This is a genomic window from Lactonifactor sp. BIOML-A5 (assembly GCF_009677585.1).
In the GTDB taxonomy this organism is placed as follows: Bacteria; Bacillota; Clostridia; order Lachnospirales; family Lachnospiraceae; genus Lactonifactor.
In genome coordinates this window covers 23,891-49,751 of sequence record NZ_WKYV01000009.1, presented here as the reverse complement: position 1 = coordinate 49,751, position 25,861 = coordinate 23,891, and the positions used below count along the sequence as shown (strand labels likewise).

At 45.7% G+C, this 25,861-nt stretch carries 16 protein-coding genes; 14 read left to right on the top strand and 2 right to left on the bottom strand.

Annotated elements, in window-relative coordinates; translation table 11 throughout:
* Positions 1 to 144: 144 nt before the first annotated feature.
* The 4 genes from GKG41_RS09495 (at position 145) to GKG41_RS09480 (ending at position 1,965) form a co-directional block, all read left to right on the top strand.
* The gene (locus tag GKG41_RS09495) at positions 145 to 447 is read left to right on the top strand and encodes a YciI family protein (protein WP_154258279.1); all 303 of its coding nucleotides are present in this window, start codon (positions 145 to 147) and stop codon (positions 445 to 447) included.
* A gap of 73 nt (positions 448 to 520) precedes the next feature.
* Positions 521 to 724: a hypothetical protein gene (locus tag GKG41_RS09490; RefSeq protein WP_154258278.1), complete on the top strand. Its 204-nt coding sequence runs from the start codon at positions 521 to 523 to the stop codon at positions 722 to 724.
* Positions 725 to 1,030: 306 nt separating this feature from the next.
* Positions 1,031 to 1,522, top strand: coding sequence for a low molecular weight protein-tyrosine-phosphatase (locus GKG41_RS09485; RefSeq protein ID WP_154258277.1), 492 nt, complete (start codon positions 1,031 to 1,033; stop codon positions 1,520 to 1,522).
* Between the two features lie 80 nt (positions 1,523 to 1,602).
* On the top strand, positions 1,603 to 1,965 hold the full coding sequence (locus GKG41_RS09480) for a molecular chaperone Hsp90 (RefSeq protein ID WP_154258276.1): 363 nt from the start codon (positions 1,603 to 1,605) through the stop codon (positions 1,963 to 1,965).
* Between the two features lie 33 nt (positions 1,966 to 1,998).
* Here the strand turns inward: GKG41_RS09480 and GKG41_RS09475 are convergent, their stop codons facing one another.
* Positions 1,999 to 2,589, bottom strand: coding sequence for a TetR/AcrR family transcriptional regulator (locus GKG41_RS09475; protein ID WP_154258275.1), 591 nt, complete (start codon positions 2,587 to 2,589; stop codon positions 1,999 to 2,001).
* 115 nt (positions 2,590 to 2,704) lie between these two features.
* On the opposite strand from GKG41_RS09475, the gene GKG41_RS09470 reads away from it, so the two are divergent.
* Both GKG41_RS09470 and GKG41_RS09465 read left to right on the top strand, forming a co-directional pair.
* Positions 2,705 to 3,286: a hypothetical protein gene (locus tag GKG41_RS09470; protein WP_154258274.1), complete on the top strand. Its 582-nt coding sequence runs from the start codon at positions 2,705 to 2,707 to the stop codon at positions 3,284 to 3,286.
* A gap of 55 nt (positions 3,287 to 3,341) precedes the next feature.
* Positions 3,342 to 4,025 carry a TIGR00266 family protein gene (locus GKG41_RS09465; RefSeq protein ID WP_154258273.1) on the top strand — a complete coding sequence of 228 codons (684 nt, stop codon included), beginning with the start codon at positions 3,342 to 3,344 and terminating at the stop codon, positions 4,023 to 4,025.
* Between the two features lie 116 nt (positions 4,026 to 4,141).
* Here the strand turns inward: GKG41_RS09465 and GKG41_RS09460 are convergent, their stop codons facing one another.
* Positions 4,142 to 5,734 carry a fused MFS/spermidine synthase gene (locus GKG41_RS09460; protein WP_154258272.1) on the bottom strand — a complete coding sequence of 531 codons (1,593 nt, stop codon included), beginning with the start codon at positions 5,732 to 5,734 and terminating at the stop codon, positions 4,142 to 4,144.
* A 347-nt stretch (positions 5,735 to 6,081) separates the two neighbouring features.
* On the opposite strand from GKG41_RS09460, the gene GKG41_RS09455 reads away from it, so the two are divergent.
* From GKG41_RS09455 to GKG41_RS09420, 8 genes are all read left to right on the top strand, one after another.
* Complete coding sequence (locus GKG41_RS09455) at positions 6,082 to 7,179, top strand: GntR family transcriptional regulator (RefSeq protein ID WP_154258271.1); 1,098 nt, start codon at positions 6,082 to 6,084, stop codon at positions 7,177 to 7,179.
* A 34-nt stretch (positions 7,180 to 7,213) separates the two neighbouring features.
* On the top strand, positions 7,214 to 8,710 hold the full coding sequence (gene araA / locus GKG41_RS09450) for an L-arabinose isomerase (protein ID WP_154258270.1): 1,497 nt from the start codon (positions 7,214 to 7,216) through the stop codon (positions 8,708 to 8,710).
* A 41-nt stretch (positions 8,711 to 8,751) separates the two neighbouring features.
* Positions 8,752 to 10,353 carry an FGGY-family carbohydrate kinase gene (locus GKG41_RS09445; RefSeq protein ID WP_154258269.1) on the top strand — a complete coding sequence of 534 codons (1,602 nt, stop codon included), beginning with the start codon at positions 8,752 to 8,754 and terminating at the stop codon, positions 10,351 to 10,353.
* A 106-nt stretch (positions 10,354 to 10,459) separates the two neighbouring features.
* Entirely contained in the window at positions 10,460 to 11,152 is a 693-nt protein-coding gene (araD, locus tag GKG41_RS09440) for an L-ribulose-5-phosphate 4-epimerase (protein ID WP_154258268.1), read from the top strand.
* A 286-nt stretch (positions 11,153 to 11,438) separates the two neighbouring features.
* The gene (locus GKG41_RS09435; RefSeq protein ID WP_173017838.1) at positions 11,439 to 16,355 is read left to right on the top strand and encodes a family 43 glycosylhydrolase; all 4,917 of its coding nucleotides are present in this window, start codon (positions 11,439 to 11,441) and stop codon (positions 16,353 to 16,355) included.
* 88 nt (positions 16,356 to 16,443) lie between these two features.
* On the top strand, positions 16,444 to 18,438 hold the full coding sequence (locus GKG41_RS09430; protein ID WP_173015592.1) for a cadherin-like beta sandwich domain-containing protein: 1,995 nt from the start codon (positions 16,444 to 16,446) through the stop codon (positions 18,436 to 18,438).
* Positions 18,439 to 18,662: 224 nt separating this feature from the next.
* Entirely contained in the window at positions 18,663 to 23,852 is a 5,190-nt protein-coding gene (locus tag GKG41_RS09425) for a beta-L-arabinofuranosidase domain-containing protein (RefSeq protein ID WP_154258265.1), read from the top strand.
* A gap of 387 nt (positions 23,853 to 24,239) precedes the next feature.
* A complete protein-coding gene (locus tag GKG41_RS09420) occupies positions 24,240 to 25,859 on the top strand; it encodes a response regulator (RefSeq protein ID WP_226903997.1) in 1,620 nt (539 codons plus the stop codon).
* The last annotated feature ends 2 nt before the right edge of the window (positions 25,860 to 25,861 follow it).

Sequence of the window (25,861 nt, the reverse complement as noted above, 5' to 3'; positions counted from 1 at the left end):
TTGAAATTGTAAAAAAATTGTGATGGAGCATTTGCTTATTGGTGAAAGACCGGGATTATATATTCCCTTTTAAGGCTGTTAGCATTGAAACATTATTGTAAAATACATAAATCTGAATTTTAGAATTACGGAGGATAAAGGAAAATGGGAAAATCAATGTATATGATGATGATTGAGAAGAGCAAGACCTATAATAAAATCACCAAAAAAGTGGTTGAAGAACATGTTGCGAACATAAGAAAATTAGATGATGAGGGTAAGCTGGAAATCTGTGGTGTGTTTAAGGGATATCCAGGAATAGCCGGCATGTATATCTTGAAGGTGGAAAGCCGGGAGGAAGCAAAAGAACTTTGTGATAGTGAACCATTGGTTGCTGGTGGGTATGCAACATACAAACTGATTGACTTTCTTATTGCAAATCGTGAAAACAACTATTTGCTTCAATAGAATTTCACATGATTATTGTGGTTCAGGTATGAGAAAAATCATTTATAATAATTTTGCATTCGTGGAGGTGGAAATGGAATTTTCAAAAGACGAGTTAGTGGAAGCACAAAGACAGATTGATTCAACGCTGCACAAATTAAGGGAAACGATAAAGACTTTTGAGTCAAAAGAAAATGTGGAGCGGTATAAATCACAGATTACCCTGGCCAAGAGACGGGTAAAGGCTTTTGAAATTGCAGATTATTTCATAAGCAATGAGATTGAGAGAAACAACTAATTCTCAGTTGATCAGGAAGTGAAATTTATAAAGTTATTTTATAAAGGCATCTCTTCTGAGGTGACCCCTTAAAGTTAGACTTTATTAGCGAAACAGTTTCGGCTGTCTCGCTAATAAAGTCTAACTTTTGGGGGTCAGTTCAGATTCGCAATTTATAGAATACCTGTATAATAGAGCCTATTTATTACTCTATTTGCCGCGTTTTGCTTATTCTGTGATTGTTTTAACAATCTCAGTGGCAATTACATACCCGGCAAATCGCGGCAAAACAGGGCAAACTAACGCAAATCAGGAGGACTTTAAAATATGATACGAGTGCTTTTCGTGTGCCACGGCAACATCTGCCGTTCCCCCATGGCCGAATTTATCTTAAAAGATATGGTTAAGAAAGGAGGTATCAGCGGCGATTTCATCATTGCTTCCTGTGCCACCAGCCGGGAAGAAATAGGCAATGCGGTGCATCACGGGGCCAGAAAGAAGCTGAAGGAACATGGCATATTTGTTGATGGAAAACGGGCAGTTCAGCTTACAAAAGAAGATTATAACAAGTATGATTATCTGTTAGCCATGGACAGCAGGAACATATCGAATATGATGCGGATACTGGGCAAAGATTCCGGGAAGAAGATATACCGCCTTCTGGACTTTACAGCACGTCCGGGAGATATTGCAGATCCCTGGTACACCGGGAATTTTGATGAAACCTACAGGGATATCCGTGAAGGCTGCGAAGGATTTCTAAAACAGGTACTCTCTATACACGGCAACATGCCTGGGAGTGCGAATAAAATGCAGTAAGCTGCGTACCTATGATTTGCAATAGCCAGATAATAGTGGTAAAATATGGGTAATCAAATTAGGAAAGAAGGGTGTTAATTATGGGCAGAGAGGCAGTAGATTACGTAGTTGAGAAAACACGTGAATTAATGAATGCAGCCACATGCAGCAGCGAGGCAAAGGAAGCAGCACAGGCCTGGCTGGATGCTGTTGGAACTGACAGGGAAGCCGCTGAGACAAAGAAATACATAGAAGAGCTGGAAGCGGATATTATGCCGATTGACAATTTAATCGGCTTTGCGGAATCTGAGGCTGGAGCTCAGGTTTTTGGGGCTGATACAGCAAAAAATGTTGCTGCGCATGCTAAGGAGATTAAGGCTGCGGGAGCAAAATACTGTGACTGTCCCGCCTGCGCCGCAGTAGAAGCGATTCTGGAAAAGAAGGACAGTCTTTTGAAGCAGTAAAAGAAGCTGCCCCTTGAGATACGGGGCTGGGCATCAGTCAGAAATGATTGGTGCCCTTTCTTTTACTCCTGTTTTCTCGGTTCCGGAATCCCCATTTCCGTATATTTTGCAGATGACAGATGCCATGGATTCTGCAGTATCCTCTGTACTTCTAAGGATCCAGGCAATGTAAAGGTTAAACAGAGAGCCGGCAAAGGCATGAAGAGTATAATAGAAGGCCGTATCTTCTCTGTCTTCCCAATAAGTCCCCAGCACATAGTCAGTTAAAGCCTGCAGAAGGAGATTTCCCATGCCGCTTTTTAACAGGCACTTGATAAAGTCTTTGTGTTTATAAAAGTATTGGAAGCAGTGGAGCATATTATTATAGCTGTTATAATTTCCTTTGTCTTCCCAGGAAGCCACATCCTTTCGGTAGGAGTCTATAATATCATCCAGATAGGTAATAAAAATCTCATCTTTTGAGCGGTAGTTTCTGTAATATGTCATCCGGGAGACTCCCGCTTTTTTGGCGAGTTCTGTGACCGATACAGACGATAATGGTTTTTCTTCTAAAAGCAGCATGAGAGCAGATACCATGCATTCCCTGGCAAAGAGATTAGATGCATTCTTTTCTCCGTTTTTCATAAACAAAACCCTCCTTTTTGTAACAGTTAATCCGCCATATCTTGCCTGCGGTCCAAAGGTAATGTTACAATATGTAACACATAAATAGTATAACAGAGAAATGGGAGATTGCAAGATGAACAGGTTGGCAAAAGCAATAAGATGCGTTACTCTGGCGCCAGTGATGGCCGGGATTATGCTGACGCTTGTATATGTTAGACAGCCTCAGGTTATGGGAAGGGCGGGCAGCTTCTGGTGGGGACTCTTTTTTCTGACGGTACTTCCTATCCTGGCATATCCTCTGCAGCCGTACATCCCCGGCTATAGAAAAAAAGGGAGAGAAGGGCAGAGAAGCCTGGCTATGGTATTTGCAGTAGCAGGCTATCTTATGGGCGGGATTGCAAATTTCGTTCTGAAGGCGCCCAGAGGAATGTGGATGATTTATCTGGAGTACCTTCTGTCCGGCCTTTTAATTTTATTTTTCAACAAATGTCTGGGGCTGCGGGCCAGCGGCCATGCCTGCGGAGTTGCAGGACCCGCAGCACTGCTGGTATATTTTAGAATTCCTGCGTTTATTTCCGGTATGATAATTCTCGCGCTTACCTGGTGGGCCAGCCTGAGAATGAAGAGACATACAGCCGGCCAGCTGCTGGGGGGAACGGTAATCCCGGTAGCTGTCATCCTGGTGTTAACTTTTCTGGAGAAAATAACTCTGTAATACAGGGTTCCTTTATGATAGAATAAGGGTATCCAAAGTACAGGAGGTTAGTTTAATGAGATATAGAATCGTAGGAAGCATCATGCCGGCGGTGGAGATGCAGCTGCAGGCCGGAGAATCTATCTATACCCAAACCGGGGGAATGTCCTGGATGAGCGACGGGATCCTTATGAATACCAATGCCAGAGGGGGATTTATGAAAGGTCTGGGACGGATGTTTACCGGTGAATCCTTTTTTATGACAACGTATACTTCTCAGAGAGAGAATGCTGAGATCGCATTTTCTTCTACGGTGCCCGGGGAGATTCTCCCTTTAGATCTGCGGAAGTATGGAAGTATGATATGTCAGAAGGGGGCATTCCTTTGTGCCCAGGAGCAGGTGACTGCAGATGCAGTATTTACAAAAAAGTTGTCTTCCGGACTTTTCGGAGGAGAGGGCTTTATACTTCAGGAGCTGAGGGGAAATGGTATGGCATTTCTGGAAATCGACGGGAATAAGGTAGAAAAGGATCTGGATCCCGGAGAGGTGATTAAAGTAGACACGGGAAATGTAGTAGCCTTTGAAACCAGTGTGAGTTATGATATAGAGATGGTTAAGGGAGGTATGAACATGTTTCTGGGAGGTGAAGGCCTGTTTATGACAAAACTGACAGGTCCGGGACATGTCATTCTGCAGACGCAGAATTTTTCAGAGTTTGTGGGGAGAATCAAGCAGTACATACCTACAAGAAATGATTAGATAACAGAGAGTATCGGTACTCTGACATACAGATTTTCCGTATATCCTTGCGGAGCCATAAAAATGCACGGAGTTTCATCTCCGTGCATTTTTGTGGGAACAGTATGAAAAATATACTAAAAATCCAGTCCCTCCAATCCCTCTTCTTTTATAATATTCTTATAATAGTGAAGTTCATCTCCGATAATCTCGTCAATCACCCGCATGCCTAAGACTTCCACAGGAGCCTTATCATCCGTAAGAATCAAAGAACCCTGGCGGACGGGTTGTAGGGATTCTTCTACCTTCTCCATCATTTGCCTCAGAGCGGGCGTCCCAATGGCAGAAAGCTCCTCAGAAAATACAGTCAGCATGTCCCCGTTTTCAGATGCAAACAGCTCCATATTTGTGCCGGACCCTACCTTGGCAGTATAGGCATAGGGAAATACTGAGGCAATGGTATCACAGAGATAATCATTGATGGATCCCTCTTTACTGGAATGCATATTCATATTTACGACCATTACTCCGTCTTCCTTCAAATGCTCCTTTACCATAGTAAAAAACTCAACTGTAGACATCTGAAAGGGAATGGTGATGTCCTGATAGGCATCTACCATAATGACATCGTATTTATCAGAGTTTGAGAGAAAGATTCGCCCGTCTTCCACATGCACATTTACAGACTTCGGAAGGTCAAAGTACTGACTGGACAGACGGGCTATTTTTTCGTCTATTTCTACCCCGTCTATGTTTGGGGAGTCCAGATAAGAAGCGCACATTGAGGCAAATGTGCCTGTACCCAGACCAAGAATAAGAATATCGCTGTCGGCCTGCTGTCCGGCGCCGGCCATATAAGGTGCCGCCAGGGCATAGTCATAATACATGCCCGTAAATTCTTTGTGCTTCATTTTAATGGACTGTACCCCTGCCAGTACATTAGTGGAAAGGATTACGCTCTCATCGTTTTCTTTTACCTGCAGATAGTTGTAAATGGATTCTCCCTCATATACAAGATCGTTTTCCCAGAAAGCAAAGCTGTACTTTACAGAGGATATGCTGAAGAGACCAATCAGCAGAAAGGAAACGGCACAGGCGGCCGCCTTTTTCCGGACAGATATAAAATACAGAAGGCTCAGCAGTGCCAGCAGGACAGAGAAAATGATAAATGTTGCCGCAGTCCCCACCGTTGGAATGGTTACAAAGGTGGGCAGGAAAGTACCAAGGATGCTTCCGATGGTATTCAGTGCGCCAAGTCTGCCCACGATTTCTCCGTTGTTGTCTAAGTCCTCCACGGTATATTTAACAAGGGAAGGGGTCACCGTTCCCAGGAGCATCAGCGGAAAGACGAAGATAATCAGACAGCTGAGAAAGGAGGCGATTACCAAAAAGTTTTTTTCCGTAAGCAAAGCTACTCCCAGGGAAATTGCTGCAATCAGGTATTTGCCTAAAAAAGGAATGGCGGCAATCCATACGGCGGCAAGAAGCAGGCGTTTGTACAGGCGTGCAGGGTCCGGGTTCTTGTCAGCAACCCTTCCTCCCCAGATATTTCCCAGAGCCATAGCAATCATGATTGTGCCTATGATAATCGTCCAGATTACCTGAGAAGAACTGAAATAAGGGGCAAGAAGGCGGCTTGCCCCCAATTCTACAGCCATTACCGACATACCGGAGAAGAATTCGGTGGCATAGAGAAAGTACTTATTCTTTAATAGATTAATAGGTGTCATATTCTTCCTTTCTTTCAGCAAACAGCTGATGTAGTATTTAATGGTATTATACAGGAGCGCGAAATATGGCGCAAGGAGGGATGAAGTTTTGAGGACATGTTTTTTAGAATACAACTTGTCAACACATCCATACAAGTTATATAATATGTCTTGTAAGAAATGCCATTTGAATAACAATACCTTTACAAGTGAGCTTGTAGAAGTTGCACATTTAACATTGAGATGATTTTACCATCTGCCTGGATAAAATCAGCACATTCTACCACCATTGTAACGATACGTTTCGATTCACTTACTACAAGCTTACTTGCAAGGATATTGGCCATAGGGGTAATGGAGGGTTTGATATGGCAGGAGAAAGCGGTAAAACAAAGTATTATTTGTTAATGGAACAGCTGAAGGATGACATTTTGTCCGGCAGAGTAAAGCCCGGAGAAAAGCTGCCTTCTGAGAATGAATTGTCGTCCACATACCAGATCAGCAGGCATACAGTGCGGAAAGCCCTGGCGATTCTGGAGAATGAGGGATTTGTGGTTGCAGAGCATGGGCGGGGTACCTTTTGCTCTGAGAGGATGCGCCACAGAAAGAATTCCAGAAACATTGCAGTAATTACGACGTACATATCGGACTATATCTTTCCCCGTCTGATTCAGGGGATTGATCGGGTGCTTACCTCCAACGGGTACAGCATTATTCTGAAAAATACAGGCAACAGCAGAACGAATGAGGCCAGGGCGCTGGAGGATATTCTGACCAAGGACATCGACGGACTGATCATAGAGCCCAGTAAGAGTCAAATTCTGTGCAATAATATGAACTTGTATGCAATGCTGGATGAATATGAGATTCCTTATATTTTCATCCAGGGAACTTATGCCCAGATGAAGCATAAGCCTCATATTCTTATGGATGACAGTCAGGGGGGCTATCTTCTCACAAAGCATCTTCTGGATACCGGGCGGGAAAAAATTGCCGGAGTATTCAAGGCAGATGACAGCCAGGGCAGAGAACGCCACAAGGGGTATGTAAGAGCTCTCCAGGAGGCTGGAAAGTTGTATGATCCGGATATGGTTGTATGGTTCCATACGGAGGACCGGAAGAAAAAACCGGCGCTTGCCATTCGTCAGATGATGGAATACGGCATGGATATGGATTCTGTTGTATGCTACAACGATCAGATTGCCCTAGAGGTGATGAAAACCCTGCAGAAATGCGGCAGAAGAATACCGGAAGATATCGCAGTGGCCGGGTATGACAATTCCCTGATTGCTGAAAATGGGATTGTACCGCTAACCACCATCGCCCACCCGCAGGAAAAGCTGGGAGAGATGGCGGCGGAGCTGCTGCTGGAGCAGATCCAGAAGATACCCGAGGAAAAAAGCAAGGTGGAACGGCTGATTCAGCCGGAATTAATAGTCAGGGAATCAACGAAACCCCAAATATAAAAGTATATAAATTTATTTTAAGGAGGATTTTTCAATGAAAGCAGCAAAGAGGTATCAGTTTTGGTTCGCAACAGGTTCACAGGATTTATACGGAGACGAATGTCTGGCAAAAGTGGCGGAGCATTCTAAAATTATCGTAGAGTCTTTAAATAAGTCAGGCATGCTTCCCTATGAGGTAGTGTGGAAGCCAACTTTAATTACAAATGAATTGATCCGCAAGACCTTTAATGAGGCCAACGCTGACGAGAACTGTGCCGGCGTGATAACCTGGATGCACACATTTTCACCGGCTAAATCATGGATCTTAGGGCTTCAGGAATACAGAAAACCATTGATGCATTTACATACACAGTTTAACCAGGAGATTCCTTACGATAGCATTGACATGGATTTCATGAATGAAAATCAGTCTGCGCACGGTGACAGAGAGTACGGCCATATTGTATCCCGCATGGGCGTCGAGAGAAAGGTAATCGTTGGATTCTGGGATGATAAAGAAGTACAGAAGAGAATTGCCCAGTGGATGCGCACCGCTGTGGGAATCATGGAAAGCAGCCATATCCGTGTGTGCCGTGTGGCTGACAATATGAGAAATGTTGCAGTGACAGAGGGAGATAAAGTAGAAGCACAGATTAAATTTGGCTGGGAAATTGACGCATATCCGGTAAATGAGATTGCTGAGTATGTGGAGCAGGTATCTCAGGGTGATATTGATACACTGGTAGAAGAATACTATGACAAATATGAAATCTTACTGGAGGGCAGAGACCCGGAAGAATTCAGAAGACATGTGGCAGTACAGGCCGGAATCGAAATAGGATTTGAAAAATTCCTGGAGGAAAAAGAGTATCAGGCAATCGTAACCCATTTCGGAGATCTGGGCTCCTTAAAACAGCTTCCGGGTCTGGCAATCCAGAGATTAATGGAAAAGGGCTATGGATTCGGCGGAGAAGGTGACTGGAAGACAGCGGCTATGGTACGTCTGATGAAGATAATGACGCAGGGGATTGAAAACGCTAAAGGAACTTCTTTTATGGAAGATTATACCTATAACCTTGTGCCTGGAAAAGAGGGGATCCTGCAGGCTCATATGCTGGAAGTCTGCCCAACCATCTGTGACGGCCCCATCAGCATTAAAGTGAACCCATTGTCCATGGGTGACAGAGAAGATCCCGCCCGCCTTGTATTTACAGCAAAGGAAGGCCACGGTATCGCAACATCCTTAATCGACCTGGGCAACCGCTTCCGGTTGATTATCAATGATGTAGACTGCAAAAAGACAGAAAAGGCAATGCCGAAGCTTCCCGTAGCAACTGCATTCTGGACACCGGAGCCGAATCTGGCAACCGGAGCTGAAGCATGGATTTATGCTGGCGGAGCACATCATACGGCATTCTCTTATGACCTCACCACAGAGCAGATGTGTGACTGGGCTGCAGCTATGGGAATCGAGAGCGTTGTGATTGACAAGGATACCAAGATCCGCAGTTTCAGAAATGAGTTAATGTGGAATTCTGTCCTTTATAAATAAAATATGGTATAATCAGGCAAAATACGCGGGAGGTTTTTAGCATGGATGTGAATAATATTAAAAATGCTGTAGAGAGCGGAAAAACAGCACTTGGTATCGAGTTTGGTTCTACCAGAATCAAAGCAGTTCTGGTGGGAGAGGATAATGCCCCCATTGCTTCTGGAAGTTATGAGTGGGAAAACAGCTACTTAGACGGTATCTGGACGTATTCCCTTGAGGATATCTGGAAAGGCCTTCAGGCAAGTTATACCCAGATGGCTGCGGACGTGAAAAAAACATACGGTACAGTTCTCACAAAGATCGGGGCAATTGGCTTCAGCGGTATGATGCACGGCTATATGACTTTTGACAAAGAAGATAAACTTTTGGTTCCGTTCCGTACCTGGAGAAATAATATTACCGGAGAGGCTTCAGAGAAACTGACAGAGCTGTTTCATTATCATATTCCCCAGAGATGGAGCATCGCTCACCTGTATCAGGCAATTCTCAATGGAGAAGAGCATGTCTCACAGATCAGCTTTCTCACAACCCTTGCAGGGTATGTGCACTGGAAACTGACCGGCCGGAAAGTTCTCGGGGTAGGAGAAGCTTCCGGTGCCTTCCCCATTGATGTGGAGAAAAAGGACTTTCATGCAGATATGATGCGGCAGTTTAATGAGCTGGTTGCAGATAAGAATTATGGCTGGAAACTGGAGGAAATCCTTCCGAAGGTATTAGTCGCCGGCGAAAAAGCCGGTGAACTGACAGAAGAAGGAGCAAAGCTTTTGGATGTATCCGGAAACCTGCAGCCTGGAATCCCTTTCTGTCCTCCGGAAGGAGATGCGGGAACTGGTATGGCCGCTACAAACAGCGTGGCAAAGAGAACTGGAAATGTATCTGCCGGGACTTCGGTGTTTGCTATGATTGTGCTGGAAAAGGAACTCTCGAAAGCATATCCGGAGATCGATCTGGTAACTACACCCACAGGTAATCTGGTGGCTATGGTTCACTCCAATAACTGTACCTCGGATCTGAATGCATGGGTAGGAATCTTTAGAGAATTTGCAGAATCCTTTGGGATGAAGGTAGATATGAATCAGCTGTTTGGCACTTTATATCATAAAGCGCTGGAGGGCGACGCAGACTGCGGGGGATTGTTATCCTACTGCTACTTCTCAGGAGAACATATTACAAACTTTGAAGAGGGACGCCCATTGTTTGTCCGCACACCGGAGAGCCAGTTTAACCTGGCAAACTTTATGAGAACACATCTGTATACCGCACTGGGGGCCCTGAAGGTAGGACTTGACATTCTGTTAAAAGAAGAAGACGTACAGATTGACAAGATTCTGGGACACGGAGGACTCTTCAAGACAAAAGGTGTGGGACAGAAAGTAATGGCAGCTGCCATGAACTCTCCGGTATCCGTAATGGAGACCGCAGGAGAGGGCGGCGCATGGGGAATTGCGCTTCTGGCCTCCTATATGATAAATAAAGAAGCAGGGGAAAGTCTTGACGAATACTTGGCTCAGAAAGTATTTGCAGGTGACGAAGGAGAGCGGATGGATCCGGACCCCGCAGATGTAGATGGATTTGAAGTATTTATTGAAAGGTATAAAAAAGGACTGCCTATCGAACGGGCGGCTGTGGATAACTTGAAGTGATAAAGAAAAGGGGACGTGTTCCTTCGCAGAAGAACACGTCCCAAAATGAGTTTGCCCTGTCCCAAAATGGGTATGGGGTGTCCCTTTTTACAGTATGGAGGTTGTTATGTTAGAAGAACTGAAAAAAGAAATATATGAGGCCAATATGCTGCTTCCCAAGTATGGACTGGTTACTTTTACATGGGGAAATGTAAGCGGCATTGACAGGGAAAAAGGGTTGTTTGTCATAAAACCCAGCGGTGTGGACTATGATAAGCTTACGCCAGATGACATGGTGGTCATGGATCTTGACGGGAACCGTGTGGAGGGGGAATATAATCCTTCTTCTGATACGCCTACTCATCTGGAGCTGTACAAGGCATTTCCCAAGATTGGGGGGATTGTCCATACCCATTCTGCATGGGCGACCAGCTGGGCACAGGCAGGCAGGGGCATTCCCTGCTATGGGACCACACATGCGGATTATATGTATGGGGAGATTCCTTGTGCCCGCTGTCTGAATGCAGAGGAGATTAACGGAGCTTATGAAAAAAATACAGGGCTTTTGATTGCTGAACTGTTTAAAGACAGGGATTACGAAGCGGTTCCTGCTGTTTTGTGTAAGAACCACGGCCCATTTACCTGGGGGAAAGATGGCCATGAGGCTGTGCACAATGCTGTAGTTCTGGAGGAAGTGGCCAAGATGGCTGCCCGCTGTGAGATGCTGAATCCACAGGTGGAACCGGCGCCCCAGTCGCTTCAGGATAAGCATTATTACAGAAAACACGGCGCAAACGCGTATTACGGACAAAGTAAATAATTTTTGATGATAACAGCGGTTATTTCCTGGAAGAGGAAGTAAACCGCTGTTTTTGGTTGGATTTCTTTTGGTTGTGTGTAAATCATTCAACATGTCTGTAAAAAAACAAACATGTTTCAAATAAAAACGTACCAAATAATTTTCCATGTAAAATATTCCACTTTTTCCAAATGGTTGTTCGTAGAGGAAAACCTGTACAGATGCTATGATTTTGGCAGTGAATTTGTCGAGTATGACCGCAGAAGGTCTATACAAGCAAACATTAATAATGAATGGAGGAGAATTCATGAAAGAAAGAATGAGAAGACTGGCTGTGCTTTTCCTTACGGGAACAGTGGTGATTACATCCACTCCTACGTCGGCAATGGCTTCCGCTCTGCAGAATGACAGTGCAGCAGAACTAAGCACAGAGGATCAGCAGCAGGATGAGGACACAGACGAGCCAGCCGTGGAAAACGGGGAGACGCAGGAAGAAAGTGAGACGGAAGAGAACGACCTGAGTGCTGCTCCCGCTGCAGTAAGTCTGGAAGACGAAGCGCAGCCTGCTGCTGCGGCAGAGGAGGAACAGGAGATTGTACATTACAGCATGGAGGTTCAGGACGGCCTGCTGAAGAACAATGCCCAGGAAGGCATGGACGGAACTCTTGAAAATCTTTCTGAAAAGAATGTAAATACATATAATGGAGTAAGCACGCTAAAACTGGACGGCAACGGATATGTAAAGCTTCCGGCAGGCATACTCACAGACAATACTATGACGGTGTCGGTAACAGTTGCGAATACCAGAGCAGCCGATCAGATGCTGTGGGCCTTGGGAAAAGACAGCTGGAATTATACTTTCTTTACTCCGGCAAACGGCAGTAAAAAGATGAAGCTGTCTGTTGCACAGCAGGAACCGTATAACTCTACAGGTGCCTGGGCAAAAGAAAATAATATTATTCCTGACACAGGGGCTTTCCTTGACGGAAGTTATCAGACGTATACGATTGTCTACGATGGAGAGACAACAGCTATGTATTTGAACGGAGAAAAAGTAGGAACCGGCAACAATCCTTTTGACCTCTCTACCTTTGTGGACGCAGACGGCTCCAGCGGTTATATTGGAAAATCCGTATACAGCGCGGACGGTTTGTTCCAGGGACAGATCGCCGATTTTGCTATTGCTAATTATGCTATGTCAGAAGAAGAGGTAAAGGCAAATGCTGTCACAGACTTTAGTGATTACATAAAAGCGGATATACACAGTGCTATGCTGAATGGGAATGCGGGCGCAGATGCTATTTCTACCAAGCTGGCATTTCCCGCTAAAGTAGACGGAGTGGAATTGTCATGGGGCACTCCGTCCAACACCGATGTAATTGCAGCTGACGGTACTGTAAAACCTCCCACAGATGAAGACGCTGTGGTAGAGATTCCGGTATCCTTTGTAACGAATGGCGAGACTGTGAATGAAACCTTTCAGGTGACTGTGACTGCGGTAAATCCTTCCGAGAGACTGCAGGAAGCAGCTGATGCCCTGGAGCTTCCCTATGAGGAAGTGTACGGCAACATAACACTGCCTACCGCTTCTACCTACGATACAACAGTAACATGGGAAACTGACCATGAAGAAATTGTTGATGTAAAGGAACATAAAAATGAGGGCTATGACCCCACGCCTGCAGGTCAGGTAACACGTCCTGCAGAGGATACAGAAGTAACTATGACAGCTATTGTCAGTGACGGTACACTGAGTGTAGAGAAAGACTTTACGTTTACGGTAAAGGCTGCACCGGAAGAAATTAAAGAGTCAGATTATACAGACTATTTCTTTACTTACTTTGCCGGTGAAAAATATTCTAATGGTGAGCAGGTGTATTTTGCTGCCAGTCAGGATGGATTAAACTGGACTGACTTGAATAACAATGATCCTGTACTCACATCAAAGTTAGGGGAACAGGGCGTAAGAGATCCTTATATCCTCCGCTCTCCGGAAGGCGATAAGTTCTATATGATCGCCACAGATTTAAAAATTTATGGCAATAACGACTGGAATCGTGCGCAGAGGGCAGGAAGCAAATCCTTAATGGTTTGGGAATCCACGGACCTGGTAAATTGGTCTGAGCAGCGTATGGTAGAGGTGGCAAGAGATGACGCCGGCTGTACCTGGGCCCCGGAGGCGACCTACGATGAGAAGACAGGCGAATACATTGTATACTGGGCATCCAGAGTTGCTGAGGATGGCTATGGCAAGCAGAGAGTATATTATGCAAAAACAAGAGATTTCTATACTTTTACAGAGCCGGAAGTAATGATTGAGAAGAGCAATGATGTCATTGACACCACGATTCTCAAGGAAAACGGCAGCTATTACAGATACTCCAAAGATGAATCCAAGAAATGCATCAAAGCGGATAAAGTAGATACACTGCTCCATGCAAACCCGGTTGATCTGAACACCCCGGTGCTGAACAATCAGGGCGGTGTGGAAGGCCCGACCATCTTTAAATTAAATGAGGATGACAACAGTGAATGGAAATACTGTCTGTTAGTGGATAATTACGGGGGAATAGGTTACTATCCGCTGGTATCTAATGATTTGGACGGCGACTTCACGAAATTAACCGAAGGCTTCCGCATGCCTTCTAGAGCAAGACACGGGACACCTATGAGAATCACTGCCGAGGAATACAAGAATGTAGTGGAGGCTTACGGCGTACCGGCAAAAGAAGAGGAAGAATCGAAGGAACCTGTGCTGGAATACAACTTTGAATCTGATGCAGGAAACAGCATTGCGGATACAGGCAAAGGGGACAATAGCGCAGATGACGGTACCGCATACGGCAATGCGAAATTTGCAGTGGACGAGGAAACCGGAAGCCGGGTTCTGCAGCTGGACGGAAGCAGCAATACCTATGCAGCTTTTCCACAGGGCTTTATGGACGGAAGAAATGTAATGACAATTTCCATGGATGTAAAATCTCAGATGAGCAGCGGAAACTTCTTTACATTCACATACGGATTAAACAGCAACAAATATAACTTCTTGAAGGTCAGCGGGAAAAATGTCCGCTATGCGATTACTCAGGACAGTTACTCAAAAGAAAATGAAGTAAAGACTGCAGATGGGGCAGCAGCCGGCAAGTGGCAGAACGTAACTCTTGTTGTAGACGGAACAAAGCTGGATATGTATCTGGACGGGGTATTAGTTGACTCAAACCCAAATGCAAAGGTTCTTACTTCAGACCTTGGGAAAAATCTGAGCGCCTATCTGGGCAAATCCTTCTACAGCGGGGACGGCTATTTTAAAGGAAGCTTTGACAATGTGAAAGTATATAACAGGGCGCTGACCGCTGATGAGATTCATGATGAAATATCTGAGGCAGCTATTGTAAAAGTAGCGGCAGAGGGATATACCATCAGCAATCAGTCCATTGATAAAAATACAAAGAAGATTCATCTGGATATCAGCAGGAATAACAGCGAAAAGGCTGATCTTGCAAAAGTTCCCCTGGACATTACCGTATCTAAGAATGCGGTTTTGGAACAGGAAAATAAGAAGGAATTAAATCTGACAAAACCTGCAGAGATTAAGGTTACAGTGAACGGCCGGGAAGAAGTATGGACCGTGGAAGCAGCTTGGGCTAATAATACAGTACTTCCAGGGGAATATGCGGATCCTGATATTGATGTATTAGACGGAAAGTTTTATATCTATCCTACAACGGACGGCTTCAGCGGATGGTCAGGAACGCAGTTCCATGCATTTTCTTCTGAGGATATGATTAACTGGGTAGATGAGGGTGTTATCGTAGACGTGGCAAGCAATGACACGGTAGCCGGAACCAACGAAAACGGCGTGGATATTGCAGGAGTACCCTGGGCAGTGGGCAGTGCATGGGCACCTACCATTGAAGAGAAAAATGGAAGCTATTACTTCTATTTCTGCGCAAAAGAGAGCAACGGGAAATCAGCAATCGGTGTGGCAGTATCCGACAGCCCTAACGGTCCTTTCGTAGCAGAGGAAACTCCGCTGGTAACGATGGAGCTCTGCAGCCAGAATGGCGTGAGCATGGGTCAGACCATTGATCCTTCCATTTTTACAGATCCGGATACTGGAAAATCCTATATGCTGTTTGGAAACGGCAGCGCGGCAATCGTAGAGCTGGGTGAAGATATGATAAGTCTGGTGCCGGATACGATGCAGAATCTGGAGGGTGCGAAAGACTTCAGAGAAGCGATTACAGTGACTAAGAGGGACGGAGTATACCACTTTACCTGGTCCTGCGACGATACAGGAAGTGCAAATTACCATGTAAATTACGGTACCTCTGATTCCCTGTACGGACCGATAACATTCCAGAAAACTATTCTATCCAAAGATGCATCGGAAAGTATTCTGGGAACCGGACATCACTCAATCCTTCAGATTCCCGGCAAAGATGAATACTACATCGCATACCACAGGTTCGCAACACCTCTGGGACAGTATGATTCCGGATTGGGGTATCACAGAGAAACCTGTATTGACAAACTGGAATTTGACCCTGAAACAGGTCTGATGAAAGAAGTAACACCTACACAGGCAGGTATTACAGAACCAGTTTCACTGATTGTAGAAGGCTGGGAGCCGGACGGCGACAGATGGAGCTATGTAAATCCTGACGGATCCTATGTGGTAAATGACTGGAAACTGATTGACGGCAAGTGGTATCATTTTGATAAGAGCGGGTATATGCAGACTGGCTGGCTGCAGTTAGGAAAGACCTGGTATTATCTGAAGGCTGACGGGGCAATGGCGACCGGGTGGCTGCAGTTAGGAAGCACCTGGTATTACCTGAAGTCCAGCGGAGCAATGGCGACTGGCTGGCTGCAGTTAGGAAGCACCTGGTATTACCTGAAGTCCAGCGGAGCAATGGCGACCGGCTGGGTGTTAGACGGAAAGACCTGGTATTATCTGAAATCCAGCGGAGCAATGGCAACCGGCTGGTTATTAGACGGAAAGACCTGGTATTATCTGAAATCCAATGGAGCAATGGTAACCGGCTGGGTATTAGACGGAAAGACCTGGTACTATCTGAAATCTAACGGAGCAATGGCTACCGGCTGGGTAAAGGTAAGCGGCAAATGGTACTATCTGTACAACAGCGGAGCTATGGCGTCCAATACATGGGTGGGAAGATATTATGTAAATGCTTCCGGAGTATGGACAAAAACAAGATAAAAGTGCATAATTAAATAAAGCAAAAGAAATAGGGAATATGTGGAGCAGGCATATTCCCTATTTGCCATACTGGAAGGAGGAATATTGGATGAGAAGGAAAGGTTTTGGGAAAAAGGGGTTGGCTGTGATTCTTGCGGCGGCAGTCTGTGCCGGCAGTTTGTGGCCAGGGGTATCTGTTTATGCCAAAGAAGGCGGATCTCTGTCCCAAGGGCCGGAAGAGGGCGGGGGAGAGGGTGACTTTGAGCCTGCGGTTGGAGAGAAGCAGATCCTAGAGATGAAACAGGTTTTACGAATGAATGAGGTCAGCCATGTCAGACTTACAGAATTCGGCAGTACGGAGCAAGAGACCTTCTATAATCTTCAGTCAGAACGTTCGGAGGCCGAACAGGTGATAGAAGGAAGGCCCGGCCGCAAAGCCTGGGAGGACGGATGGTTCAGCTATACGCTTCCGGTAAAGGCGGAGGAAAAAAACTATCTGACCACTGTGTATTATGGGACGGAGAGCCAGGAACCTTATGACATACTGGTTAATGGCGACTTAGAAGCTTTAGAGGAGACAGCATCTGACTCGGAACGCACCGTTTACTCTGACGGCTTTTATTCGGTAAGGCGGGAGATACCTCAAAAGTATCTGTCAGATCCATTCATTACAGTGAAATTTGTACCCAAAGATAATTCCGGCAGCGCCCTGTATGGGCTTTATCTGGGGAGCGGTTATGACAAGTATCCGGAACTGCAGGACTTAAGCTTTGACATTGGTGAGATGGATCCGGCATTCCAGGTTGAAAACAGTGTATATACAGTGAGAGTTCCCCGGAATACAGATAAGATAAATATGACAGCAGTGCCTCATAAACAGGATGGACTTGTAAAGCTATATGATACCGACCTTGAACGGTATGTGCTGGTGGACGATGAGAAGGCCGTGCCTCTCTCTTTAAGCGGCGAGAAAACAGAGGTCCTGCTGAAAGGGACTGCGGAAGACCACAGTACGGAGAGGCTTTATACGGTCAGCGTAGTAAAAACCGGGGATAAGTCACAGCTTAAGGGCCTGGTTCAGACAGCAGAAGGTAAGGTGGAAAAGGAGTATACCAAAGAAACCTGGTCAGCGATGGCTGAGGAATTAAAAGCGGCAAAAGCACTCCTAAGCAATAAAAATGCAACTCAGACAGAGATAAACAGTCAGGTAGAAAAACTGAGGAGAACCATAGAAAATCTGAAAAAGGTTCCAGCTGCAGATACCGGCAGGTGGATCACTGACAGCAAGGGAAGCTGGTTTCGATATCCTGATGGTACATATCCGAAAAAAGCCTGGAAGTTAATGGATGGGAAATGGTATTATTTTGATGAAATTGGGTATGTGAAAACTGGATGGTTCCAGCAGGGAAAGACCTGGTATTACAGTGATACAAAAGGTGTCATGCAAATCAATTGGAAGAAGATAGGAGGAGTCTGGTATTATTTTAACGGAAGTGGCGCGATGGTAACCGGGTGGCAGAAGATAGGAGGAACCTGGTATTACTTTAACGGAAGCGGGGCTATGCTTACAAACTGGCAGAAGATAGGCGGTATCTGGTACTATATGAATGGAAGCGGAGCGATGGCGACCGGGTGGCAGAAAATAGGCGGTATCTGGTATTATTTCAATGAAAGCGGAGCGATGAAGACCGGGTGGCAATGGATAAGCGGAAGATGGTATTATATGAACGGAAGCGGAGCTATGCTGACTGGCTGGCAGAAGCTTGGTGGCATCTGGTATTATTTCAGCGGAAGCGGCAGTATGGCAACCGGCTGGCAGAAAATCGGGACCGTCTGGTATTATTTTAACGGAAGCGGAGCTATGCTGACCGGGTGGCAGAAGATTGGGGGAAGCTGGTACTATTTGAGCGGAAGCGGAGCCATGCTGATTGGCTGGCAGAAGCTTGGTGGAAAATGGTACTATTTTAATCATTCCGGGGCTATGCAGACTGGATGGCTCCATCTTGGAGGGGCTTGGTATTACTTGTATGAAAGTGGCCAGATGGCGGTCAGTACCTGGATCGGAACCTCCTATGTCAACGCCTCCGGTGTATGGATAAAATAGAAAATGAAAAAGGGAAGGATCCCATACAGCTGTATTAAAGAAGCAGCCTGTATGGGATTTTTTTGTGTTTTTTCTAACTTTTTTTATAAAAAAACCAACCAATATCATAGGAAAACATAAAGTAAATATCATATTCCACTTAATTCCAATGGGCCTCTGTGGAAGCGTGAAATCTGTTTATATACAATGAAATCATTGAAAAATGAGAAAAGGAGCGTACATTTATGAGAAAAAAGAAAAAGATTGCAACACAATCTACTGCATTTGTTCTCACAGGGGTTATGTTGGCCGGAAGTATTCTTCCATCGCTGCCGGTATACGCGGAATCGGACATTCTGGCTTTGCTGAATGAGAGTAAGACGCTGGAGATGTCCTTTGACGGAACCCTGGAGGATAAAGTGCTTACGGACAGAAGTGTGCTGGCCAGGGGCCAGGACGGCGGTGAGAAGGAAGCTGTCTACACAGAAGGGGTGAGCGGAGAGGCCTTGCAGCTAGACGGTGCTACCTACATTGATCTGGGAACGGAACAGGATATACAGCCTGAGAATCTGACGGCCTCTGTATGGGTAAAGGCAAATGCAGCGTTGTCAGGGGAGCAGCTGATTACCTGGAATAAGGGAGCATATAATGAAGATGGCTGGTATCTGAACACCACAGACAATAACCCACTGTTTTTATCTGTGGGAACGGCAGTCAGCGGCAGCCAGCCACAGGAATATTATGTGGAAGGCAAACGCTCCGAGTTTTTCCCCGCTGGTGAATGGGTACATGTGGCAGTGACTTATAACGCAGAGACCCAGGAAGCAGCTATGTACAGAAACGGAGAAAAACTGACGGTAAAGGCAAAATACAATTCCAGCAGTGGAATACATGGATCTGACTGTACGAAAACTCTGGGCAACAATGGCACGGTTCACAATGGCGGCTGTTCCAATATCAGTCTGGATGAGTATGCGGTATACAGTGCAGTGGCTGACGATGCTCAGGTACAGGAGCTTTATAAGCTGTATGCAGACACCTCAGGGGAAGGCGAAGAACCGGATCCTTCCTTCACAGAGGAAAGGGTTCTGAACTTGGCCTTTGACGGAGATACCACAGACACTTCTGAGAAAAAGCATCCCGTTACGATTGTTGGGGAGAACTATGGGTATATCCAGGGCGCTGCCGAGGGAACCCAGGCGCTGGAGCTGAAAGGAAAAACCTATGTTGATTTGGGAACCGACGCTTCTTTAAATCCCTCCAGCCTTACCTTCTCTTTCTGGGTAAATCCAACCCAGGACATGGGAGGCGGGGAACATCTTTTTGTGTGGAATAAAGAAGCCTACTATTCAGATGGCTGGTATCTGTCTTCTGAAAACAAAGATAAACCGCTGAGTATATCGATTGGATCTTCCAATGACTGGAAACAGCCATACAAGGTTGGGGTAGAGGCGGACAGAAGCGAGTTTTTCCCGGTGGGAGAGTGGACGCACATAGCTGTCAGCTTTGACGATACAACCAAGGAAGTTACCATGTACCGGAATGGAATCCGGCAAAAGGTAACCGTATTTAGTCCTATTGGAACAGACGGGGCAGACGGAACCATTGATCAGGGAAATGAGATGAAAAAAGCGTTGGGATATAACGGTCCCGTGCATAACAGTACTTATGGTATCTTTGCCATGGATAATGTGGCTCTTTTGAACCATGCGTCTACCCAGGACGAAGTATTGGAGCTGTTTGAGGAAACGCAGGCCTTTGACAGGCAGACGCTGGTCGACGCGGACGCAGAGGCGTTATCTCTTCCGGCATATACCAGAAAGGATCTGGAGCTGCCTGATAAGGGGACAAACGGCAGCACCATTACCTGGGAATCCAGCCGCAAAGACATTATCACAGACGACGGTAAGGTAACGCTTCCGGAGGATGCGGACGCGGAGGTTACCATGACGGCTCATCTTGCTTACGGGAAGGACTATACGGCTGTAAAAGAGTGCAAAGTGGTAGTATCTGCCGCTAATTGGAATCTTACTAATAACGGGATGGACAAGGTGACTCTGTCAGACAGCTACCTTGTGAATGCACAGCAGAAAGAGTATGATTACCTGCTTTCCATGTCCTCCAACAAGTTCTTATATGAATTCTACAGGGTGGCCGGCCTGGATCCACTAACAGACAGCGGCTATGGCGGATGGGAGAGAAGCAACGATACAAACTTCCGGGGACATACCTTCGGACATTACATGTCGGCGCTGTCTCAGGCTTACCTTGGCTGCAAAGACGAGGCTACGAAGACTGCTCTTTTGGAACAGATGTCTGATGCGGTGGCTGGTTTGAAAGAGTGCCAGGACAGCTATGGAACTACACATCCGGAAAGCAAGGGGTATATATCTGCGTTCAGAGAGAGCGCCCTGGATGCTGTGCAGGGAAGCGGCGGAACTGATGAGAATGTACTGGTACCTTGGTATAACCTGCATAAGGTACTGGCTGGTCTGATCGATATTGCGAAGAATGTGGACGGACAGGTAGGGGAAGAGGCTTTGGAAGTCGCTATGGGCTTCGGAGATTATATCTATACTTCCAGAACCAGCACATGGACGGACGCCCAAAAGAAGAGAATGCTGACGATTGAATATGGCGGCATGAACGAGGCGCTGTACGAGCTGTATAACATTACCGGAAACCCGGACTACAAGTCAGCGGCAGAATGCTTTGATGAAACCGAGTTGTTTGTACAGCTGAGTCAGGGAAAGGATGTGTTAAACGGAAAGCATGCCAACACTACCATACCGAAGTTCATCGGCGCTTTAAAACGCTATACCGTACTGACACAGGAACGCTACTATGGAGAACTGACACAGGAAGAAAAAGATAATCTGGAAATGTATCTGACAGCTGCAGAGAACTTCTGGGATATTGTTGTAAAAGACCACACCTATATTACAGGAGGCAACAGTGAATCCGAACATTTTCACGCCGCAGGCTCTTTGGGGCAGTATGCAAATAACAGAACCTGTGAAACCTGTAATACGTATAATATGCTGAAATTATCCAGGGCCCTTTTCCAGGTAACCGGGGACGTTAAGTATATGGATTATTATGAGAATACATATATTAATGCGATCTTATCCTCCCAGAATCCTGAGACCGGAATGAGTATGTACTTCCAGCCAATGGCTCCGGGATATTACAAACTCTACAGTTCCCCTTATGACAGCTTCTGGTGCTGTACCGGAACTGGCATGGAGAACTTTACCAAACTGGGAGATACCATTTATCTGAAAAAAGGAAATCAGCTGTTTGTAAATATGTTCTTCAGCTCTGCGTATACAGACAGCGAATTCCAAATTTCCCAGGAAGCCAATATACCGAACAGTGATAAAGTGAGCTTTACCGTAGCAGCAGTTCCGGAGGGCGGGGCTGTAATGGTAAGAAAGCCTGACTGGCTGGCAGGAAAGGCAGCTGTAACCATTAACGGGACAGCATCTGAATTAAAGGTGACGGATAGTTACTATCAGCTTGACGGCCTGAAAGCGGGAGATAAGGTTGAGATTACCCTGCCCATGGAAGTACAGGTATATGAAATGCCTGATGACAGTTCCATGGTGGCTTTCCGATATGGCCCTGTTGCCTTGAGCACGGGACTCGGCACCAATAATATGGATCAAAGAGAGGGGGCAGGCATCATTGTATATGCGCCTGTTCTGGACAAATCAGCTGCTGACACCATCACCATGACAGATGAGAAGGTAGAGGACTGGAAGGCAGGCATCAAAGAGAATCTGGTCCGCATCGAAGACACAGAGGACGGACAGGTGCAGTTTGCGCTGAGGGGAACGGATCAGGATGATAAGCTGTTCTACACGCCTCACTATCTGCGGTACAACGAAAGATATGGATTATATATGAATCTCTCAGAGCCTGATTCCGAGAAATACCAGCAAAAATTGCTGGAAAGCAAAGAGACATTAAGAGAAAAGGAAAGCAGCTCTGCGTACCTGACAAACTTTGACAATAATAACTCAGAGTTCTCTCTTGGACTGAAACATTCTGAGAATTCTGAGGTGGGTACCTATGGAGGAAGACAATACCGGCATGCAGAAAAGGACGGTTGGTTCAGCTACGAATTGCCTGTGAATAAAGAGGCTGGGAAAAATTATCTGTTTACAACTTATTATGGCGGAGATAAGGGCAGAAGCTTTGATATTTATATAAACGGAGAAAAATTCGTCACTGAAACATTATCTGATACAGAATATCCTTTGACATCGGACGGATTCTATACAGTAAAAAGAGAAATACCCGGAAAATATCTGGAGGGAGACAGTATCACAGTGAAGTTCCAGTCTACGGGAGGCTTTGTAGGAGGTCTATTTGGCGTAAGTGTGGGAACAGATTATGATACTAACGCTGAATTAAAGCAGCTTTCCTTCGATATGGGTGAACTTTCACCTGAATTTAAGGGGGATGTTAAAGAATACACTTTAACCGTTCCCAGAGACTCAAAGTCAGTAAGAATGACGGCTGTTCCCATAAAGGCCAGCGGTCTGGTATACGACGGAGAGGTGCTGTTTGACGATACAAAAGCACGTCTGGTAAAACTAGAGGGAGACGCAACAGAAATCCTCCTTACAAGCAAAGCACAGGATCACAAGAGTTTAACCCAGTATACGATTCATGTGGTGAAAGGGGATGTAGAAGAGAAGAAAGAAGGATGGCAGCAGGACGGCGACAGATGGCTGTATATGAAGGAAGACGGCACTTACGTGGAAGATGACTGGAAATTGATTGACGGTAAGTGGTATCATTTTGATAAGAGCGGTTATATGCAGACAGGCTGGCTGCAGCTGGGAAGCACCTGGTACTATCTGAAATCCAGCGGGGCAATGGCAACAGGCTGGCTGCAGCTTGGGACCACCTGGTATTATTTAAAATCCAGCGGAGCAATGGCGACAGGCTGGCTGCAGTTAGGAAGCACCTGGTACTATCTGAAATCCAGCGGGGCAATGGCAACCGGCTGGTTGCTGGATGGAAAGACCTGGTATTACCTGAAATCCAGCGGAGCAATGGCAACGGGCTGGCTGCAGTTAGGAAGCACCTGGTACTACCTGAAGTCCAACGGAGCAATGGTGACAGGCTGGCTGCTGGATGGAAAGACCTGGTATTATCTAAAATCCAGCGGAGCAATGGCGACAGGCTGGCTGCTGGACGGAAAGACTTGGTACTATCTGAAGTCTAACGGGGCAATGGCGACAGGCTGGCTGCTGGACGGAAAGACCTGGTACTATCTGAAGTCAAATGGGGCAATGGCAACGGGCTGGCTGAAAGACGGCAGCAGATGGTATTATCTGAGAGACAACGGAGCTATGGCTTCCAACACATGGATCGGAAAATATTATGTAAATAAGTCCGGTGTATGGACCAGAACAAGATAGAGTAGAAGTATTACAGCGAGGGATGTGTTCCGAAAGGAACATATCCCTCTTATTGTGATGAAATCGTAAGAAATTAAACAAAAATCATATAAAAACGTACAACAAAAATAAATTTCCAAAAAAATCCACCTTTTTAGTAAATGCGTGGAGAGACAGAATCTGTGAAATCTGTTATAATCCTCCATGAAGCTATATAGGTAATATGAGGCAGAAGACTTCAATTAATTCCTTGGAGATTTCTGCCTTTAATATACAGCGGAACTTAGGGGCATACAGGATGGCACCCCTTACTACATACGCTGCGGGCGGGCATACCGCAGGTTTCTGCGGTTGTTCATATCTCATTGACGTTCACAGAAATGGGAAAGGCTGGAGGAGGAGAAAAACGTGTTAAAAGTGTTTTTAGTGGAAGACGAAGTAGTTATGCGCAAGGGGATTAAGAATAATATACCCTGGGAAAAAGAAGGCTTTGTTTTTGTGGGGGAGGCCAGTGACGGGGAACTGGCGTATCCGCTGATAAAGAAGACGAAGCCGGATATCCTAATCACAGATATTAAAATGCCTTTTATGGATGGATTGGAATTAAGCAGTATTGTGAAAAAAGAAATGCCTAATACCAAGATTATCATTCTCAGCGGATATGGAGAATTCGACTATGCAAAACAGGCTATTAGCATTGGGGTTACCGATTACCTGCTGAAGCCTATCAGCTCTGCTAAGCTTCTGGAATCAATCAAAGAGGTGGCGGCTGTGATTGAAAAGGAGCAGGAGCAGCTGAAAATGATGGAGCAGTACGAAAATGAGATGAGAGAGAATATTACCATCAAACGCCAAAACCTGTTCCAGAAAATACTTGCTGGACAAAGCTCCGCTATGGAGATTATGGAGGAGGCGCAGGACTTGGGTCTGGAGCTCACCGCCCCGGCTTATCTGGTAATGATGTTTAAGACTGTTATCTACGGAGACTCCAGCTGCTATTCCGAGGCGCTGGTGAAAGCGTCAAAAGAGATCATGGATCTGGCGGCCTCCTATGAGCAGGTACTGACCTTCGACAGAGGATTGGAAGGCCTGGCCTTTGTCATTAAGGGGGATGGCGAAGAAGAGCTGCAGGATTTTACGGCAGAGTTTGTAAGAGCCCTGAAGGCTGTGATGGACGGGTACCACAGTGTGGAATATTTCGGAGGGATCGGCAGCGTAGTGCAGCGTCTAAGAGATCTGAGCCAGTCGTATGATGCGGCCAGCAAGGCATTTTCCAGCAGATTCTTTACAGAGTGGAATAAAATAATCAGCTATAAAGATGTGAGCAAAATGCATCACCTAAACGAGGATAAAATCGATCTCAATGCCATTCAGTCTTCCCAGATGGATCGAAAAGAAGTAGAAGATTTTCTGAAAAATGGTACGATTGAGGAAGTAGACAATTTTATTGAAGAGTATTTCCTGCGGGTAGGGGAAAGCAACTATAAATCCTTGATGTTCCGGCAGTATATTGTCATGGATCTATTTGCCTGTGTGCTTGGATTCCTGGAAGGGCTGGGGGTAAATCCGGACAAATTGCCGGAGGAGCTGCAGAATATTAATGAGACGGCCACAAAGATCCTTTCCATAGAAAATCTGAAGTTCCGTCTGCGGAAGCTTTTCTCCGAAGCAATCCAGCTCAGAGACAACGCATCTAAGGGAAAGTTTCATCTGCTGCTGGAGGAAGCCAAACATTATATTAAGGAAAACTATTACCACAATGACATCTCCCTGAATACCGTGGCGACCAATGTCAATATCAGTCCCAGCTATTTCAGCAGCATCTTCAGCCAGGAGACCGGACAGACATTTACCGAATATCTCACTGAGGTTAGGATCGAAAAGGCAAAGGAGCTTCTTATGTGTACAAATCTTCGGGCCTCAGAGATAGGCTATCAGGTAGGATATAAGGACTCCCACTACTTTAGTTACATATTTAAAAAGGAAACAGGCTGTACCCCAAAAGAATACCGGATGAGAGGCAGGTAATT